General features: G+C 60.5%; 11 protein-coding genes. 6 read left to right on the top strand and 5 right to left on the bottom strand.

The window, feature by feature from the left end:
* Positions 1-61: 61 nt before the first annotated feature.
* From ILFOPFJJ_RS12065 to gcvA, 5 genes are all read left to right on the top strand, one after another.
* Positions 62-1,426 (top strand): MmgE/PrpD family protein, encoded by a 1,365-nt coding sequence (locus tag ILFOPFJJ_RS12065; RefSeq protein WP_173510784.1) that lies wholly within the window; start codon positions 62-64, stop codon positions 1,424-1,426.
* Between the two features lie 132 nt (positions 1,427-1,558).
* Positions 1,559-2,359, top strand: coding sequence for an enoyl-CoA hydratase/isomerase family protein (locus tag ILFOPFJJ_RS12060; RefSeq protein ID WP_173510783.1), 801 nt, complete (start codon positions 1,559-1,561; stop codon positions 2,357-2,359).
* Positions 2,360-2,370: 11 nt separating this feature from the next.
* The gene (locus tag ILFOPFJJ_RS12055) at positions 2,371-4,440 is read left to right on the top strand and encodes an acetate--CoA ligase family protein (RefSeq protein ID WP_173510782.1); all 2,070 of its coding nucleotides are present in this window, start codon (positions 2,371-2,373) and stop codon (positions 4,438-4,440) included.
* A gap of 99 nt (positions 4,441-4,539) precedes the next feature.
* Positions 4,540-5,742, top strand: coding sequence for a 3-oxoadipyl-CoA thiolase (pcaF, locus tag ILFOPFJJ_RS12050; RefSeq protein ID WP_173510781.1), 1,203 nt, complete (start codon positions 4,540-4,542; stop codon positions 5,740-5,742).
* A 124-nt stretch (positions 5,743-5,866) separates the two neighbouring features.
* A complete protein-coding gene (gene gcvA, locus ILFOPFJJ_RS12045; protein ID WP_173510780.1) occupies positions 5,867-6,778 on the top strand; it encodes a transcriptional regulator GcvA in 912 nt (303 codons plus the stop codon).
* A gap of 1,157 nt (positions 6,779-7,935) precedes the next feature.
* Here gcvA and ILFOPFJJ_RS12040 read toward each other — a convergent pair.
* Complete coding sequence (locus ILFOPFJJ_RS12040; RefSeq protein ID WP_246299592.1) at positions 7,936-9,408, bottom strand: amidase; 1,473 nt, start codon at positions 9,406-9,408, stop codon at positions 7,936-7,938.
* Between the two features lie 92 nt (positions 9,409-9,500).
* On the opposite strand from ILFOPFJJ_RS12040, the gene ILFOPFJJ_RS12035 reads away from it, so the two are divergent.
* The gene (locus tag ILFOPFJJ_RS12035; RefSeq protein WP_173510779.1) at positions 9,501-10,283 is read left to right on the top strand and encodes a helix-turn-helix transcriptional regulator; all 783 of its coding nucleotides are present in this window, start codon (positions 9,501-9,503) and stop codon (positions 10,281-10,283) included.
* 38 nt (positions 10,284-10,321) lie between these two features.
* Here ILFOPFJJ_RS12035 and ILFOPFJJ_RS12030 read toward each other — a convergent pair whose 3' ends face one another.
* The 4 genes from ILFOPFJJ_RS12030 to ILFOPFJJ_RS12015 form a co-directional block, all read right to left on the bottom strand.
* Positions 10,322-11,653, bottom strand: a complete 1,332-nt coding sequence (locus ILFOPFJJ_RS12030) for an APC family permease (RefSeq protein WP_173510778.1) — start codon at positions 11,651-11,653, stop codon at positions 10,322-10,324.
* Between the two features lie 1,041 nt (positions 11,654-12,694).
* Entirely contained in the window at positions 12,695-15,808 is a 3,114-nt protein-coding gene (locus ILFOPFJJ_RS12025; RefSeq protein ID WP_173510777.1) for an AAA family ATPase, read from the bottom strand.
* Positions 15,805-16,452, bottom strand: coding sequence for an ABC-three component system middle component 1 (locus tag ILFOPFJJ_RS12020; protein ID WP_173510776.1), 648 nt, complete (start codon positions 16,450-16,452; stop codon positions 15,805-15,807). Before ILFOPFJJ_RS12020 ends, ILFOPFJJ_RS12025 begins: the two co-directional genes overlap by 4 nt.
* On the bottom strand, positions 16,449-18,815 hold the full coding sequence (locus ILFOPFJJ_RS12015) for an ABC-three component system protein (RefSeq protein WP_173510775.1): 2,367 nt from the start codon (positions 18,813-18,815) through the stop codon (positions 16,449-16,451). The genes ILFOPFJJ_RS12020 and ILFOPFJJ_RS12015 overlap by 4 nt, the downstream gene beginning before the upstream one ends.
* Positions 18,816-18,968 lie beyond the last annotated feature (153 nt).

The following is an 18,968-nucleotide window of genomic DNA, read 5'->3' as shown; positions in this document are numbered from 1 at the left end:
TGATGCTTACACCGCAGCGGGTCTCACCCTCTCGGGAGGATAGGCTGGGAGCGACCTTACGATGAGCAATCCGCTTTCGGCTTTGGCCCAGGCGGCTTGCGATTGGCGCCGAAGGCCGATTGACGGCGCCGTTGAGTGGGCGGTGCGCCGCGCGATTCTGGACTGGTTTGCAACGACGTTGCCCGGCTGCGTGCGCGCGCCGGCGATAATGCTGGCCAAGGCGGTGCCGGAGACGGATGGCAGCGGCGGCGCATGGTCCTACGTCGATAGCCGCTCCTCTACGCCGCGCCGCGCGGCTCTTCTCAACGCCACTGCTAGCCATACCGTCGAATTCGACGATATTTTCAAGGATGGCGGCTATCATCCGGGCAGCCCGACCATTGCGGCCGCTCTCGCTCTCGCGCAGCATCTCGGGTCAAGCCTTGATGAGTTGCACCGCGCGATAGTCGCCGGCTACGAAGTGGGTTGCCGGATTTCGCTGGCCATTCAGCCCAGCCACTACACCTTCTGGCACACCACATCGACCGTCGGCACCATCGGCGCGGCGGTCGCGGGGGCGATGCTTCTCGGCGCGGATGATAGGAGTCTCGGCAATGCCATCGCGCTGTCGTCAAGTTTCGCGGGCGGGCACCAGCAGAACCTCCAGGGAAAGGGCCTCGCAAAGGCCCTGCATCCGGGGCATGCGGCAGATGCAGGCTTGCTGGCTGCGATGGCAGCCGCGGTGGGAATTGCCGGCTCGTCGGATAGTCTCGACGCAGAGAACGGTTTTGCGGCTGCGACAAGCGATACGACCGGCAATTGGGAAGCGGCGCTTGCGGGCCTTGGAGAGTGGACACCGATCACCCGCATGACAGTCAAGGCGCACGGATGTTGCGGCCATATCTTTCCTGCGCTCGATGCCATTGCAGTTATGAGCGAGCGTCACTCCTTCCGCGAAAAAGACATCGCGCGGATCGAAGTGCACGGTTATCGCGCCACCGAAGCGATGTGCAATCGGCCAGATCCCGCGTCGGCGCAGGATGCGCGTTTCAGCCTGCAATATTGCCTTGCCGCACGACTGATCCTCGGAGCGGTCCGCCTCGCCGCCTTTGAGGAGGAGACCCTGGCGCGCGCGGACATTCGCGAACTGATGACGAGAATTTCCGTGACCGAGGATCCAGACCTTACCGTTGAATATCCACGCCGTCGACAGGCCCGTCTGAGGGTGATCTTGCGCGATGGCCGTGTGCTTGAACATCTTCAACAGACGCGGCGAGGCGATCCCGAGAATCCTCTGAACGACGCGGAGATAGTCGCGAAGTTCCACGAACTGGCGTCCGGAATTCTCTCGGACACCGATGCGGCTTCGCTTCGCGATGCGATCCTGTACGGCGCCGAGCTGCCGCGAAAACTGCTGGTCGCCCCGGCAGGAGGGAGTCTCCCCTAATCCGATGGTTGGGCTAACGAGGCCAGATGATCAGTTGTCCAGACGACAGTCCGAAGACATGGATGCCTTAGCCAAGTGAAAGATCGCGCCAGTGCCACTAGATCGGCGCTCGAAGAGGAAGGAACAAAAGGAATGACCGTTAATGTTCGTGAACATGAGTTCATAGCGGTTTCCCACAAGAACGGCATCGCGACGGTAACATTGAACCGACCTGATGTCCGCAACGCCATCAACGATCAGATGCGGTCTGAACTGATCGAAGCCTTCGAGAAGGTTGGTGCCGACCGATCGGTTCGTGCGGTCGTTCTGACGGGCGCCGGCAAGGGCTTCTGCTCCGGTGGCGATGTATCGGGCATGCGCGCGCGTCTGGAGGTCCCTGCGGGAGAAGTCGCCTTCAACGGCTGGACTCGCCAGCGCAGCACGCACAAGGGAGTGGCCGTCATCCATGGCCTCTCTAAGCCGGTCATTGCCGCGGTTAATGGCGCAGCTTTCGGGCTCGGTCTCGATATGGCACTCGCCTGCGATTTCATTGTCGCAGCAGAGGGCGCGAAAATGTCGATGAGCTTCATCAAGCGTGGCCTCGTATCGGATGGCGGCGGGATGTATTTCCTGCCGCGTCGCGTGGGCCTCGCCCGCGCCAAGGAGCTCATTCTGACGGGGAGGGTGGTCGAGCCTGAGGAGGCGCTGCGGATCGGCATGATCGACAGAATTTCGCCGGTGGATACCCTGATTGATGACGCTCAGCTCTGGGCGGAACAGGTGAGCGCCGGCTCGCCGGCCGCCATTGCCCTGACAAAGGCCATTCTCGACAAGACCTTCGAGAGCAGCGATGAGGCGATTTTCGCTCTCGGCCGCGAGGCGCAGGCAATCTGCTACACCACGGCCGAACATCGTGCGTCCGTCGAAGCATTCCTCAACAAGACCAGCGCGTGAGGCAGGCCAAGATGACTTTCATTGATGCGCTTCTGAACCCCTCCAGCGTAGCCGTCGTTGGCGCCTCTTCTGATGCTGCGAAGCTTACGGGACGGCCGATCGCTTATCTGCAACAGCACGGCTACAAGGGTCGGATCTACCCCATCAACCCGCGCTATGAAACGATCGGCGACCTGACATGCTATGCGGATGCGCAGGCACTGCCCGAGGCGCCGGATCTCGGGCTCGTGCTCGTCGGCGCCAATCGGGTGATCGAATCCGTTCGCCAGCTTGCCGCTGTGGGCACCAAAGCGGCGATCGTTCTCGCAAGCGGCTTCGGCGAGGCCGGCCAGGAGGGGCTTCGTCTCCAGGCCGAGCTGCGCGCGGCCGCGGGTTCGATGCGGATTCTGGGCCCCAATACGATAGGACTGGTCAACCTGACGGACCGCATCATGCTGACGGCAAGCGGCGCCATGGAGATGACGGACTTCCGTGCCGGCGGAATTGCCCTTTTGTCGCAGAGCGGGGGGATTCTCGGATCTCTGCTCTCGCGCGGGGTCGGACGCGGGGTCGGTTTTTCCAAGCTGATTGCAACGGGAAATGAATCCGACATCGAAGTTGCCGACCTTCTCGATGCCATGGCGGACGATCCGGCAACCAGGATTGTTGCCCTTTATCTCGAAACCGTGCGTAACGTGGAGAAATTCCGCAATGCCGCCGCGCGGGTTATTGCGGCCGGCAAACCCATCGTCGCCTACAAGGTCGGTCGGTCGGAGTCCGGCGCGCAGTCCGCCATCTCCCACACCGGCGCGCTGGCCGGCGCGGACAAGGTGTATGACGCCTTGTTCAAGCAACTCGGTATCATCCGGGCGCAGACGTTCGCAGACCTCCTAGACATCCCTGCCGGCCTGTCCCAGGGGCGTCTTCTTTCAGGCAAGCGCATTGCAATCGTGACGTCGACAGGCGGCGCGGCGACGATCGTCGCCGACAATGTCGGACTTGCCGGCCTCGAAATGCCGAGCCCCGATCCCGACACTGCGGAAAAGCTGCTGGCGCTCGATCTCAAGGAGGCGGTTCTCGACCGCAATCCGATCGACGTCACGTTGGCCGGCCTGCGTCCGGATCTCTTCCGATCCATCCTGAAAATCCTGTCGGAAAGCCCCACCTACGACGCCATCGTCGTTGTCGTGGGGTCGTCCTCGATCGGGCAGCCGGATGTCGTCGCCCGGCCGCTCCTCGAGTCGATGAACATCAGTAACAAGCCCATCATCGCTTATGTCAGTCCCGAAGCGCCGGGCATCGTGCAACACTTGAATACCAACGGGATCCCGGCCTATGCGGCTCCCGAAAGCTGCGCAGCGGCCCTATGCGCGCTGCGGCCGCGAGGCGAAGCCGACTCGTCCGAGCGGCGGCCGGCCCCTGCCGTGGCCGGTGCGGACCTGCCGCAAGGTTCGTTGAACGAGGCCGACGCCAAGCGCTTCTATGAGCGCTTCGGATTTCCGGTCACACGCGAAATCGAGGCGGCAACGCCGGCAGACGCAGCGGCCAAGGCGACCGCATTCGAAGGACCCGTCGTGATCAAGATCCTCTCGAAGGAGATCCTGCACAAATCGGAGGTTGGAGGTGTTGAAGTCGGCGTCGCCACAGCAAACGTCGAAGCGGTCTGCGAGCAGATGCTGTCGCGCGTCGAGGTGGCTGCAAATGGCGCGAAGGTTGATGGCTTCCTGATCCAGGAGCTGGTCAGGGGCGGCGTTGAGTTCATCCTCGGCTACAACCGTGATCCGCAGCTCGGGCCGTGCGTTCTGTTGGGCGCGGGGGGCTTCACCACTGAGTTGTACCAGGACGTCGCAATGCGGCTCTTGCCGGTGACGCGGCGACAGGTACGCGACATGATCGGCGAACTAAAGTGTTCGGCCCTTCTGGAGGGCTTCCGCGGTCGGCCGGTCGCCGATACGGAGGCTTTGATCGACGCCGTCCTGGTATTCGCGGACATGGCGGTGGCGCTGGACGATCGGTTGGAAGAGGCGGAGATCAATCCGGTCTTCGTGCTGCCCAAGGGCTCCGGCGTGCGCGCCGGCGACGCGCTGCTTGTGCTTCGCTGATTTCGGCGACCCGGTCACCAGTGGCTCGCCCCGCGTCGGGCCTTGGATGCGTGCGGCCGGCGTGGCCCCATTAGTTACCTATCCTCGGAGCCTGCACCTATGTCTGACGTCTACATTTGCGACTACATCCGCACCCCGATCGGCCGCTTCGGCGGGACGCTTGCGTCGGTGAGGCCGGATGATCTCGGCGCCATCGTGCTGAAAGCATTGATGATCCGTCAGTCGTCCCTGGATTGGGCAGCGGTTGACGAGGTGATCTTTGGCTGCGCAAATCAGGCGGGCGAGGACAACCGCAACGTGGCCCGCATGTCGTCGCTTCTTGCCGGATTGCCGGTGGAGGTTCCCGGAACGACGATCAACAGGCTCTGCGGTTCCGGAATGGATGCGATCATCACTGGGTTTCGTGCCATCCGATCCGGCGAGGCCGAACTGATAGTCGCTGGCGGCGTGGAAAGCATGAGCCGCGCCCCTTTCGTGGTGCCGAAGGCCGAGACGGCCTTCAGCAGGGAGTCGTCGATACAGGACACGACGATCGGGTGGCGTTTCATCAATCCGGTCATGAAGGCTCAATACGGAGTCGATTCGATGCCTGAAACTGCCGAGAATGTCGCGGAGGAGTTCGGGATATCGCGAGCGGACCAGGATGCGTTCGCCTTCCGCTCGCAGCAGAAGGCCGCTGCCGCCCAGGCACGCGGGAGGCTGGCCGAAGAGATCTTCCCGGTGAAAATCCCCCAGCGCAAGGGCGACGCGGTTCTGTTCGACCGTGATGAACATCCGCGCGAGACGACGCTGGAAGGACTGGCAGGTCTCAAGGCGCCCTTCCGTCAAGGTGGGTCGGTCACGGCAGGCAACGCGAGCGGTGTGAACGATGGAGCGGCCGCCCTGATCCTTGCCAATGAGACTGCCGCAAAGCGTCACCGCCTGATGCCCATCGCGCGAATCCTTGGCGGGGCAACGGCTGGCGTTCCTCCACGGATCATGGGCTTCGGGCCGGCACCGGCCTGTCGGAAGTTGATGGCGCGGCTAGAATTGGAGCCGGAGGCGTTCGATGTCATCGAGCTGAACGAGGCATTCGCAAGTCAGGGCCTAGCCTGTCTGCGCGACCTCGGCATTGCCGATGACGATCCCCGCGTCAATCCCAACGGTGGTGCGATCGCTCTCGGCCACCCGCTCGGCATGTCCGGCGCGCGTATTACCGGGACAGCGGCACTGGAACTTGCGAGGATCAACGGCCGCTATGGCGTTGCCACCATGTGCATCGGCGTGGGGCAGGGGATTGCCATTGCCCTGGAACGGGTGTGAGCACCGGGCTCGCAAACCCGGTTCAGACGCGCGGACAGACCGGTAAACCAAGGTCTAGCGGGACGCCTCGCCCGAAGCGCCGAAATATGTTTGGGCACGATCGGACATGACGTATGACTAACGAATGAGCAATATGATACCCCCTCTAAACCCGCTAAGGACCTTCGAAGCTGCTGCCCGCCTGTCCAGTCTGACGCAGGCCGCAGAAGAGCTGAACGTGTCTCAGGTGGCGGTCAGTCGCCAGGTGAAAGTGCTGGAGGAATATCTCGGCGTTGTGCTGTTCAAGCGGCTGCATCGCGGCATCGAGCTGACCGACGAGGGACGGCAACTCTATGAAGGCGTCACTCGAGCCTTCGTCGAAATCGGGAATGCGGCAAGGCGTGTGTCCCGGCGAGGTAGGCGGGATATTCTCGCCATCCAGTCTTACACGACCTTTTCCCAGCGCTGGCTTATTCCACGGCTGACGCAGTTTCATGAAGCATTCCCACGAATCGAGGTGCGTCTGAGTTCGTCTACCGCCCCGGTCGATTTCGAGACTCAGAACCTGGATGCTGCCATTCGCGCCGGAAAAGGAAATTGGCCCGATCTCCACAGCGAAAAGCTTGTCGACGTTGAACTGATTCCGATTTGTTCACCAGCCTTCCAGGAGGCCCACAAGCTCAGGTCCCCTGATGACTTGAGCCGTGTGCGGCTGCTGCATTCCATGGCACGTCCCACCGATTGGGCTGCCTGGCTCAAACGCGTCGGATCGACCGTCGACCCCGGCCCTGGCATCCGTTTCGAAAGTTCGGCACTCGCCTATGAGGCCGCTTCTCTGGATATCGGTGTCGCGATCGCAACCAAGGTCTTCGTGAAGAGACACCTTCAGGCCGGTAGCTTCGTCGCTCCGTTTGATATGACGTGTTACAGCGGCGAGGGTTATTATCTCACGTGGCCTAAGAACGTCACTCCGTCATTGCCTCTTCAGAAGTTTCTCTCTTGGATGCGCGAGCAAATCGATAGAGACGAGCTATTGATTTCTGATCCGCGGAGATAAGTGCCAGCAGGCATCTGCTTGGAATGAGTGAAACATGCGATCGCCCGGTTCGGCAAGCAGCAACGCGTGGACGGCCTAGCTCAACTCAGCTTTGGACCGTTGCCCTGCCGAGGCTCCTTGCGCGAATGCCACGTCCTCGACGATGAAGCCATTGTATCGAGCCAGGCGAAATGCTGCGGTCGTAGATGACGGCTCCGATTCATTCTAATAGCCGAGCCAACGCCCCCTAACTCCGCCCGGAGCGGTCGTCCACCAGAAAATGGCTGGACGACCGCTTAGGGTCGAAACGGGCCTGCGCCGACCGGCCTGCGGATGATAGCTCTTGGCGCGCAAAGCGGAAGGATTTACCTCTGGCATATTGGGTCCCCAGCCAATTTTTGTGCGATCGTAGATTGCAAAATCGGAGTGGCGCGAAGCTGCGGCTGCCGGCGCGGAAAAGGTGGCATGTAGCTGTAAAACCTGCAGGATTTCTGGAGGCGATCATAGGATCAGAATGAGGCGGTACAGGCGTAAATTGTGCCTGCCTGGGGACCTCGGATTCTCACATGATTTCAAAGACTTAGCAAAATCGCCTTTGAATTCCCTCTATTTTTCCGTCGCGAGCGACCGTGGATGCCACCTTTGTGCCCTGGCTTTGGACCCCAGTCAACACGTGCGTAGAGCGGCAATAATTTCCGCTTCTGGACCCGAAGCGGGCCTTCGCCGGCTGGTCACCTTGAGCAGAAATGGTGGCAGGCGGAAGTCCAGCGTGAACGCGCGGAATGGCTGCTTTGCGGACTTGAGCCGGCGCTCACACGCAGGGCCCGCGCTTGAAGCCTCTGGCCAAGGGGCTCTATGCCAATTCCACAATGACCGGAACCGCAGGGCAACCGCTGACCAAACCCTGCTAACCCTCGCCAGCGGAGCAATCATCTTTACGATTCTACCAGGATCACTAAGGACTCTGGCACCACTCAGTCGGACAACAACTGCAGAGGCCCGCGTGGCAGATATCGTGAACCGGCGCGAGGGTCGGAAAGGGCGGTTGCGGGGGCAGGGCTGCCGTTCATGATCCGGTGGGCCAAGGTCGGCCTTGGGTCGAAAAGCGAGGCAGCTTCCGCCGGTGACATTGATCTTCTTCTTATCGAGTGGTTGGCGTCCCGCGCCCGGACGATTGCCTATCTATGAGGACGGGTTTTCATCGCATAAGTTGGAGGCTTGCACAGAGGCCTTTCGGGACTTGTAAGCCGCGCTTCCAGCGCCGCGGCCATCGACAACACGTGCTCGTCGGCAAAACGCCGTCCGACGATCTGGAGTCCCACCGGCAGACCGTTCGACGCAAGGCCTACGGGAAGCGAGAGAGCCGGTAACTGCGGCAGCATGTTGAAGGGACAGGTCATGTCGAGACCGATGAAGCGGCCGTCCGGGCCGGTTGCGACGTAGTCGTCGTCGCATTCGCCGATGAGCGGCGCCGTGACGGCGCAGGTCGGGCAGAGCAGGGCATCATAGTTCTTGAAGAGAGCGGCCATGTCCTGCCACATACGGGTGCGTAACAGTTCGACGCGCTTGTAGGCGGTGGCGCTCATCGCAAGTCCGCGCTCGATCATCGAGACGACGGCCGGATCCATCTGTTCGCGACAATGCTCGACCGTCCCGCCGAAGAAGCCCGACATGAAGACGCACCAGAGATCGAACCACTCGTCGTTGACGGCCCGGGTCCATTCCATCGGAACATCGTCCACCGTAGCGCCGGCGCGGCGCAGCTCTTCGGCGGCGTTGCGGACCAAGCGTTCAACCTCGGGCTCGATCTGATAGTAGCCGAGGTCGACCGAGAGCGCGAAGCGTTTGCCCTCAAGGCTACCGGTCTTTGCAATATGCGAGTCAAAGCCGACAGGCAGAGAGGAGATGTCCTCGTCGCTCGGTCCGCAGGTTGCCTCCATGAAGGAGACTGCGTCCGAGACTGTGCGCGCGAGCGGACCGAAATGAGAAATATTGTCGAAGACGCTCGGCAGGATCGTCATTGGAATGCGGCCAATGCTGGGCTTGAGGCCGACTGTGCCGCTGAGCGCGGCCGGTATGCGCACCGAGCCACCCATGTCGGTTCCCTCAGCAAAAGGCACGACGCCGGTTGCGACTGCCACAGCCGAACCGCCCGAGGAGCCGCCAGACGTGCGCTCAGGATTCCAGGGATTGCGCGTGACGCCCCAGCGCGGGCTATGCGTGAAGCTCGCATAGGCAAATTCCGGCGTCGTCGTCTTTCCCATCAGGATGCCGCCGGCACCCTGCAAACGGCGGACGACGAGCGCGGTCTGGTCCGGCACCCAGTCGGCCGTGGTCCAGGAGCCGAACGTCGTCAGATCGCCGCCCGTCGGCGTCAGGTCCTTTGCCGCGAAGGGAACGCCGTGCAGGGCGCCGGTCGCCTCTCCACGCGCGGCAGCGCGGTCGGCAGCGCGGGCGGCTTCCAGAGCCTGTTCTTCGCGAATGATGACAAAGGGGTTCAGCGCTGCACTGACCGCCTTTGCGCGGCGGATCGATTCTGAGACCACGCTCTCGGCGGTGAAGCGTCGGTCGCGGATACCGCGGGCGATCTCCCTCGCGGGCAGATCCAGCGGATGTTCGACAACAGGTTTCACGGTTTGCATCATGGTCATGAAGGCGGCCCATAGATCATTGCATTTTGGTCTGAAAACGTGCTTCTTGCCCTGATACCCCCGGTCCTGGATTCGCTTATCAGGGACAATTCATGAATTCGGTGCCCAGTCCATTTGGACCGTTGCCAACGTTCAAGGTTTGGAACGCACTTATTGCGGAGGCGGTAAGCTGCGTCGGCTCGCGGGGATTCCCGGATGCGCTTGCCGCCGCCTTGAGACTGCTCTCGCCGTTCCAGATGATGAATGGCTTCATCTACTCGTCGGACGGTCATGCTTTCGATCTCTATAACGACAAGATCGTCGCCGAGCGGGCGCTGATCGTCGATCGCTACCTGGCGGGCGCCTTCGTGCTCGATCCTTTCTACGACGCGATCCGCGCCGATGGCAGCGAGCGCATGATCGTGATGCGCGAGATCGCGCCGGACGATTTTGCTCAGACGGAATATTTCCGCCTTCACTATGCAGCGACCGAGATCGTCGATGAGATCGGCTTCGTTCTCAGACTGGAGAGCGGCTATATCGCCGTGCTTTCCCTGTCGCGGACCGGCAGTGCGGCTCCGTTTTCCGAAGAGGACCTGCAGCGGTTGCGGTCGGCAGCGCCTCTGGTCTGCGCCTTGGGCAGCCGTCACTGGTTCCATGTTTCCGGCCTGTCGCTGGAGATCAAGAATGCAGCCCCTGCGGCCAGGATTGAACATCCGCTGCTCACCAAACGCGAACTCGAGATCGTGACGCTGATTCTCAAGGGGCATTCCAACCTCTCGCTTGCCGCCGTGCTTGCGCTTTCGCCCAATACCGTGAAAGTGCACCGCCGGCAGATCTACTCAAAACTCAATATTTCCAGCCAGGGCGAGCTCTTCCGCTTGTTCCTGGCATAGCCCAGCCGATTGCCGGCCGGGCCGATGATTTGGTGTGATTACTCCGCGAAGTTCATTTCGGGAGGCGCTGCCTGGAAGAAGCGCGTGAGATAGGCCAGATAGGCGCCGCCGATCACCAGCCAGATCAGACCTAGAAGTTTTGCGTGCCCATCGAGGTTCCAGAGCAGGAAGAGGTCGCAGACGGAAGCCATTGTCGGGATGATAAGGCCGATCAGCGCGCCGAGCGGCTTCACCTGTGCGTCGCCCTTCATGTAGAGCGCGATGACCGAGATGTTGACGGCCGTGAAGGCGAGGAATGCACCGAAGTTGATGAAGGAGGTCGAGGTGGTGACGTCCATGGTCAGCGCCAGTAGGCCGACGATGCCGACGAGGACCAGGTTCAGGACCGGCGTGTGCCACTTCGGATGCAGGCTGCCAAAGACCGACGACGGCAGGACGGTGTCGCGGCCCATGGCGAAGAGCAGGCGGCCGACGCTTGCCTGGGCGGCGAGGCCCGAGGTGAACTGCGCGACGACAAGCGTAGCAAGGAAGATGGTTACGAAGACGTCGCCACCGATCATCTTGGCGATTTCGCTTGCTGCGGCGTCGACCGAGACGAAGTCCATGCCTGGATGCGCAAGCTGTGTGACATAGGCAGCGATGACGAAGATCAGGCCGCCAGCAAGCGCGGTGATGAGGATCGCCCGCGGCATGGTGCGTTTCGCATCCTTGGTCTCCTCGGTCAGCGTCGAAACCGCGTCGAAGCCGAGGAAGGAGTAAGCGGCGATCGCGGCGCCCGCGATTGATGCGGAGAAGGGGACGTCAGCCTTGAAAAACGGCGCTGCCGAAACGAGGCCGCCCGTGCCGCTGACCGCCATGACGTAGCGGGCCGCTAGGAAGACAAAGGCGACGAGCACCGCAAGCTGCACCACCATCAGGATGAAGTTCACCCGATTTGCGAAGGCGATGCCGACAACGTTGACGACCGTGGTTAGCACGATGAAGCCGACAATCCAAACATAGGCCGGGATCGATGGAAAGGCGGATGTCAGATAGGCCGCGCCGATCAGCCAGATGACCATGGGAAGAAAGAAATAGTCGAGCAGCACGGCCCAGCCGACGAGAAAGCCGACGCTCGGATTGATCGACTTGCGGGCATAGGTATAGGCCGAACCGGCAACCGGATAGACGCGGGCCATAACGCCATAGCTGATGGCCGTCAGAAGAATGGCTGCCGCAGCGACGAGATAGGCCATCGCCGTGGTGCCCTGGCTTGCAGCAGCCAGCGCCCCGAAAGTGCCGAAGACGATCATCGGCGTCATATAGGCAAGACCGAAAAGCACAACAGACCATAGGCCGAGTGCGCGGTCGAGTTTTACTGTGTCATTCATGTTCCGCCTCCGCGAGGAGTTGTTGTTGATCTTGCCGGGACCTGCGGAGGGGCAATTTCGATCGCTGTTCCGCGCAGGTCTCCGCCCGCATTTTTTAGTTATGAAGAAATGATGACCGAGCGGCGGTGGATCGAACATAACCCCAAAGTACTATGCTCGGCGGCCGAACGTGGTGGCTTTGCATCACCATAAACAAGAACGGCTCGAAGCATCCGATCCTGAGAACGGCGGCACTTCCTGGTTATGCCGGTCCATCGTCCAGCGCTGCACCGCTTATCCGCGACCATCCCCTATGCCGTCATCGCGCTTGTCGTCGCCGGCGTACAGGAACACTCGGCCAACGAAAGCAGTCCGAACGCCTGCTACCCGCACCCAATTGAGCCATTCGTTGCGCCAGACGGGTCGAAACGAGCCACCGCCGAAGGGGCTGCAGATGACAGCTCCTGGGCGCAAAGCGGAAGAATTTGCCCCCTGACAAATTGGGTCCCCAGCCAATTTTCGTGGGATCGTAGATTGCGACATCGGAGTAGCGCCAAGCTGCGGCTACCGGTGCCGAAAAGGTAGCATGTAGCTGTAAAACCTGCAGAATTTTGGAGACGACCATCAGATCAGAATGAGGCGCTACAGGCGTAAATTGTGCCTGCCTGGGGACCTTGGATTCTCACATGATTTCAATAACTTAGCGAAATCGCCTTTGAATTCTCTATATTTTCCCATCGCGAGCGACCGTGGATGCCACCTTTGTGCCCTGGCTTTGGGCATCAGTCAACTGGGCGGGCGAGCGGCAATAATTTCCGCTGTCTAATTTCGGATTGGCTGCCGGTCCGCCATAACTCGCCCCGCGATAGCACGTCCACCTGTCGGTCATACAGGACGCTGCAACGGTCCGGATTAGGTATCGTCTTGGGCACGGCCCCGTCCACAGCGCGCCATGAAGCGGACGGAGCTACGCCTGGGTGCAGCGAGGTGGGAAGCGGACATCTGGTGGTCGGTGGGCACCCATGCCTACGATCACAAACCAGCAAGTCTAGCTAAGCTCGCTTATGCGGATACCACAAAGGGCGTCGCGCTTTCCCCCGTCCTGTAGGTCCATTCGACACCGTCTTGCCCGGTCCCCAGCAGATTGAGGACGGCGCAAGGCAGGTTTCGAGATGTCATCTTCCGCCGCAGAAACTCTGCCTGAGCGCGGTCGTGAGTTGATAAGAGCACCTGATATCCGCGGCTGGCCACAAGATTGCAGACGAAATCCGCGAAAGCGGCAGCGTGGATAGTGTCGTTGTGCTGAAGCGGGTCATCCAGGACCAACCCCCGCCAGCGGGACCATGGGTAGGTTAGGCTGGCGGCACACAGCATACTGACAGACAAGGCTGCCATTTGGCCTTCGCTGTGTATCAACCGTGCATCTATGGACGCGATCTCAGGAGGGAGGGCCTGCCCCTCTTTTGTTGGCCGCTGTTCGACGCGGCGGTTCTTAACGTATGACTCCAAGCCCACCCTTGGATCGCCCATGATTGCCATGTTTATGGCCTTCATGAGGGTGTCGAGAGGCTGCATGTAGCTGGTGTTGAAATCCGCCAGTTCGTCGAGAATGTCTGAGCTCGCGGCCTGGGCGATGTCTTTTGTCTCTCGGGTTGCCTGCGTGAGTCTGACCTTGGCAGACACGCGATCCTGCGCCTCCTTACGAAGCTGCAGTCTCTCGCTGTTCGGGGCGCCACTTACCGCGACCCGCAGCCGCTCCAGCGCTGCCAGATGATTATCTACGAGAGCCTTGGCAGATCGACCGTCCCGCAGCCGCTTCATTAAATCATCGGCTTCTCTCAACCTCTCTCGCAGTCGGCCGATGGTCGTTGTCCACGGAGTGATCGCGTGCTTGTCGGGTACTTCCGATTGAGCGAAAGCAAGTCTCTGCCAAGTTTCCTCGGCGTAGACTTTTCGTCGCGTCACAGCGGCGACCTGATCAATAGCCTGTTGTTGACGCGTCCTTGCGGCCGGGAGTGCAACGTCAAGCGATGCCAGCCGCTGTTCAATCGACTGCCGCGCCTGCGTTGCTTGTCGGCTCTTCTCCTCAGCCGCAGAAAGTTCGCTCTGAGTTCCACGGATTGCTTCCGCCAACTGGGCCTCGCCGAGATCACCAACGATTTCCACGAGCTCTCGAACGGAGGACGCCGCGGCGTCGAATTCGGCTGCAGTAGTCGACTGTGTTTGGGTTGCGGCGTTCAGTTGAAGCTGAGCTTGGTCACGCCTCCTGATGGCAGCGGCCTGCTCGCCTCCGGGCGTGAAGAAATCGCCGTTCAAGCGGTTCCGCCAATACCACTTCCGCTGCCTCAACCTCAATATTTCTTCGGCGCTCGTCGCCAGTTGTCGATGACGCTCTTCAGCGACCACACGGTCAACTACAGCGTCGCCGAACACACCAATACCCACGTCAGTCCTTGCGCGTTCCTCGGATTGGAGTTCTTCAGTGAGCGTGGTCAGCTCTTGCTTGGCGGTCTTCAGTCGGTCGAGGCGGTTGGTGGCTGTCTCGGAGCGCTGCGACGCAGATTGAACGCGCTCCTCTTGCGCAAGAACCAGGGGAGCCAGCCTTGCTGCTGCACTTGCTGCCCGTTGTTGTAGTTCACCCTTAACCTCGAAGTGGGTCGCGCAAACAGGACAGTCGCATGCATCATGCGGAAGGTTGGCGGCAACGCTAGCGACCGCGCTCGACATTTCCGAGACCGTCTTCCTCAACTCGATAAGGACGGCGTTCTGCTCATCAAGGAGTGTCTTCGCTTCTCGAGCCGAGACGTCCGCCTGCTCGATGTCCAAGTCTAGCGTGGGGAAGCGCAGTTGGGACGACTGTATCGACGCCTGCAGCTCCGCAACCTTCGCATCGCGAGCAAGCCACAGATCCACATTATGCCTCTCGGTCTGGTCTAATCGGCTCCTTTCATCGAGCCGGCCAACATCACTTTCAATTCGACGCACGATCTGCAGCCGACGTTCCAAGGCCTTCACGGTTAGGTTTTCGTCAGCGACTGCCTCGTAAGCCCCGACGAGGGCAGCGTCCGCCTCCTCCTTCCGAGTCTGCGCAACCGCCTGGGCAGTCTTTGCGTCCCGCAGGCCGGTCAGCAGACTGAAGACGGCTCGGTGCGCTTCTGCCAAGCTGGTCGCGCTGACCTCCTCGGCCTTGGCCTTCTCCAATGAGGCGGCGGTCTCCGCGTGTTGTGACGTCATAGTCACTACCTGCCCGTCAGCGATCGCCTTTGCAGCCTCATGCTCGAGCGCTTGCCGCGTCGCGCTCTCCCATTCCTCAAGTACAGACGTCGCCTCGGCCAGACCTTTTTCAAGGCTCCGCAGTCGTATCCGCTGCTCATTGAGACGCTCGTCCAACGCCGAGATCGTGTTCTGATCGAAGCCAGCTACTGGCGTCTGAGACTTGTTGCCCGCCGCATCATCCAGTAGCCGCGAAATTGTATGGGTTGCCTCGGTGGCGGCAACGTCATCCAAGGCGCCAACTCCGGTCAGCCCGGACCAAAGATTCGCCTCTGTGTCGAGAATACCTTGGAGAGCGTCGACCTCGTCACTCAGCAGTTTGATCCGGCCGTTATAGGCTCGGGCGGCTTTCGTATTGCCCTTGCCATGAAGCGCATTCGCGACGTCTTCGATCTCTTTGCTTTCGGCTGCCTCCTTCAGGATATCGAACCGCTCACCCGGATCTCGGTTCGTGAGCCGGGACATCGTGGACTGTCCAAGGAAGTGGGTGAGTAGCAAATACCTCGACAGTCCGGAAATACTCCGGCCCCAGTTCTCGTCTTTTAAGAATTCCGTAATGTCGTCGATATTGCCGCCCGTGACCGACCTGGTAGCCTCGGAGGAAGACAGGGTGCGAGAAACACTTTTCTCCCCAGTGAAGTCCATGGTCACGGACGTGGGGCCAGGCGTTCCTTCGCGCCACCGGCAAAGATAGCTGCCAACCTTTTTGACCCCGTCGGCATCACGGAAGTGGTCAATCCTGTCTGTCAGCGCCCATTCGAGTCCATCGAATAGTGAGGACTTACCGATACCGTTGCTACCCTGAACGATCAGCACGCCGGGACCGTCACGGAGGCGAATATCCAACTGCCTGAAGGTTCGGTACTGCTCTAGCCGGACGCGGGTAAGGTAAACCCTGCTCATTTCGACGCCTCCCTTGTCAGGACAAGTTCTGTCACAAGGCTCTCTGGGTCGTCTATCAACTGCTGTGAGAGCGAAACCCACTGCTGAGCTACATCCTGATTGAGCCCGTGTTTCTCGAGAAGGCGCTGAGCCAATTCGTGTGTCTGATCGAGCGGTGCGTCACTCACCGCCGTCACATGCTCCCACGGCATCGACAGAAAAGTTCTCGCCAAGAAAACGTCGAACGACTCCTGCATCGCCGTCTGTTTCGGGATCCAAACCAGTTTCCGACAGACGGTCTCGTCACGTTCGATGAGGTCGACCAGCCGGGCCCAGTCCCCTGTCGGAGTAGGAGCGGTTGCGCATAGCAACAAATGTGCGTTTATGACCTCTCGCTCATACATATATGACCTGGCGACGACCATCTGGGCGTGCAGCTTTTTGAGTGCAGCCGTAACGCCCTCAACCGTATCGAGCGCTATAGGCGCGACGATCACCGGATACTGACCCAGGCGGAGACCAAACAGGCCAGGCATCGCCTTCGTCTCGGCTTCAGCCGGCCGGCTGCGAAACGTCGGTGAGGCGAAGTCTTTGACTTCGTCAGCTCTCCAACCCAGTTGCTCCGTCGCGGCGACCAACAAGAACTTCAAAACCTCAGGTGTCATGTCAGTACCCTATCGCGATCGTTGTTCTGCCGCTCACGCCACGCCTGAAATTCTTCCTTCACCGCGGTTTTCCACGCAGGAAGCCCAGTCTTGAGTGCCGTGCGCCACGGCCCATCATTCCGAACGATCGCCGGCTTGGTACGTCGCGCTACATCAAGCCCGGTTCCGGGATCTCCGCCGTTCAGGATTGTGTCGTCAGGTCCTGTTACGAATACCTCGGAGCTGCGAGAGAGGATAAGGGCGTCGACGTCCCAATGTTCGGGCAAACTCCATTCAGTGAGCAAGCCGCCATCGTCCAACTTGTCAGCGGATGAACCCAGTGCATGCCCGTTCTCGTCGAAGCTAAGATTTCCTCTGGGCACTGATGCCGGCTGGAGTGGCTCACCGAGGTGGGTTGCAAGGATCAGCACCAATGCGCCCGCCATGCGCTCGAGCACAGTTACGTCGCCGCTCCATGGCTTTGCGCTCTCAGGGCCGATGCTGCCCAACCAAGCAAGGAAATCACGGCGGAGGGCGGGTGACGCATCAAGTGTATGGCGCCATCCGGCCCAGGTGGCGAGAACCTCTGCAAAAACATCTGCTGCGACCTTTCCCAAAGTATCGCATGTACCAGCAGCCTGCGCTGCTACGAGCATGGCTTCCAATTGGCGGACGAGAGAGGCATCGACATGCTCTCTGATATCGATCGCGCTGACCAACCGGTAGGGATAGCGTGACGCCGCAGTCATAGCGGTGGCGGCGTTGGGCAGCCTGGATTTCCACGCCTCTTGCACGGTTGCTCCAAGGCTGAGGGTGATCTTGCCTCCACTGGCTTTGCTCAAGCGAATCAAATCATCAGCGTCGATTTTCTCCGGTGTCACCTCTAGTTGCACGACGACAGGTGTGGCCGCGGACTCGCACTGGGTCACCAGCTCCTCAAGCAAGACCTTGCCGCGCTGCACCAATGTCTGGGTCGCGACGTCCCAGGTGACTAAAATGGTGGAGGCCTCAAGGGTGGATCGCCCGGCGAGCTGCGATTTTCTGGCAGCGTCGGCAAGTCTATGCAGCCAGAGGTCGAAAAACACAGTATAAGTTTCGGCATCGAGGGTGGGCGGGACAAGCAGTTCGGGCTTCGCCTTGAACCGGTCCGTGGATACCCTCTGATACTCGTCGAACTGCTCTTTTGCTGGGAAATACCGCTCGTTCTTATCTGGGCCATGCCGCAGGATCACATGATGGAACCGCTCCACAAGGGCTGCCCCATTCAAGGTTATCCCTACAGGCTCAAGGCCATCTGCGTGCTCGATCACATCTTCGATCATACCGGAGCTGCGGCGGACGACGACACCTTTCTGCTGAGCTGCGTGCAGGACAGCGAAGACCATTGCTTGGTTGAGCTGAGCTGCCTTTCCCACTGAGAACAGCGGACCGCTGGAGTTGACGGTCAGAAGCCGATCGGCCCGGACTTGCGGTACCAGCCGATCTAGGATCCCCCGCTCACCAAAGGTCGTGAGCACGTCCTTCTCGAATATCGGCTCCAGATCAGCCTCCGGCGCGAGACCCTCGTACGCCTTCAGGACAGTAGTTCGCAGGATGTCTTGATTGAAATAGCCGAGGAAGGTCTCTGTAAACGGGACGTGCTCGAACCCATCGATAAGGAGGTTTAGGATGTCAGTTAGTGCGCCATCGCCATTCCCGCTTACAAGATAGGTCGCAGGCGCAATGGCCTCGACCGCGGCTGTCCCGACGCCCCGCTCCTTCCAATAGTCATAGGTGTCAGCCGCCCCGACGGTCCGTTCGTCTCCAAAGCCCATGGCGAGGAAGACCTTCTGGACGATCTTTGACACGCCACCGGCGAACGTCATTCGCCATTCCGCACCGGACTTTTCCAGCTTCTCGAGGCGAGCTCCCTTATTCCAAATGAGCTTCGGGAGCATGGCGTTGTGGCTATGGAATTCGGCTGCTAGCCGCTTCGCGATCGGCTTGCCGGTATCCAGATCCCAGTCGAGGAACGGCAATCCGGCGCTCTTGTCGAGCGACCCTGGCGCTGGCCATTCGTAGATATGGGGATGGAGCAGGCGAGGCGAGGCGCTCTGAAGTTGAAGCACTTCTAGCGCGGGGTCGTACAGGCCGACGTCGTAGTCCAGAAGGCCCAGTGCCAATGCGCAAGTCACGCCCGCGGCGCCACCACCGACAACGGCCACTGTATCGTTCGGCTTAAGCATGCCTCGCTCGTGCAGCGCTCTGACCAATCGGAATGCACGGACCTGCTGGGAATAGAATGTGATGCGCCGCTCGAACGTGCCTAGAAAATATAGACCGTCGCTTCCCGGCAGCGTGCTTGCCGTAATCCAATCATTTAGCGGGTCCGAGATACCGATCATGCCTACTTTGCTCGGCGCGGGCATCCTCGCGCACAGCGCGGCGCCGACCAATTGCTCCGAATTCGTTGTTTCCCCCAGCTCAGGATTTCCAAAGGAATCCGAAGCACCGGTCAATCCTTGCCGGCAAAATCCGGCCCGCGCAATAGTCGATCT

This window comes from Sinorhizobium psoraleae, assembly GCF_013283645.1.
Classification (GTDB): Bacteria; Pseudomonadota; Alphaproteobacteria; order Rhizobiales; family Rhizobiaceae; genus Sinorhizobium; species Sinorhizobium psoraleae.
The sequence above is the reverse complement of the archived record's forward strand: the minus strand, read 5'-3'. Positions and strand labels throughout refer to the sequence as shown.

Coding starts and splice junctions, on each gene's coding strand:
- ILFOPFJJ_RS12055 (WP_173510782.1), top strand. CDS start 2,371: ATGACTTTCATTGATGCGCTTCTGAACCCCTCCAGCGTAGCCGTCGTT.
- ILFOPFJJ_RS12030 (WP_173510778.1), bottom strand. CDS start 11,653: ATGAATGACACAGTAAAACTCGACCGCGCACTCGGCCTATGGTCTGTT.
- pcaF (WP_173510781.1), top strand. CDS start 4,540: ATGTCTGACGTCTACATTTGCGACTACATCCGCACCCCGATCGGCCGC.
- ILFOPFJJ_RS12040 (WP_246299592.1), bottom strand. CDS start 9,408: ATGACCATGATGCAAACCGTGAAACCTGTTGTCGAACATCCGCTGGAT.
- ILFOPFJJ_RS12035 (WP_173510779.1), top strand. CDS start 9,501: ATGAATTCGGTGCCCAGTCCATTTGGACCGTTGCCAACGTTCAAGGTT.
- ILFOPFJJ_RS12025 (WP_173510777.1), bottom strand. CDS start 15,808: ATGAGCAGGGTTTACCTTACCCGCGTCCGGCTAGAGCAGTACCGAACC.
- ILFOPFJJ_RS12015 (WP_173510775.1), bottom strand. CDS start 18,815: ATGATCGGTATCTCGGACCCGCTAAATGATTGGATTACGGCAAGCACG.
- ILFOPFJJ_RS12020 (WP_173510776.1), bottom strand. CDS start 16,452: ATGACACCTGAGGTTTTGAAGTTCTTGTTGGTCGCCGCGACGGAGCAA.
- gcvA (WP_173510780.1), top strand. CDS start 5,867: ATGAGCAATATGATACCCCCTCTAAACCCGCTAAGGACCTTCGAAGCT.
- ILFOPFJJ_RS12065 (WP_173510784.1), top strand. CDS start 62: ATGAGCAATCCGCTTTCGGCTTTGGCCCAGGCGGCTTGCGATTGGCGC.
- ILFOPFJJ_RS12060 (WP_173510783.1), top strand. CDS start 1,559: ATGACCGTTAATGTTCGTGAACATGAGTTCATAGCGGTTTCCCACAAG.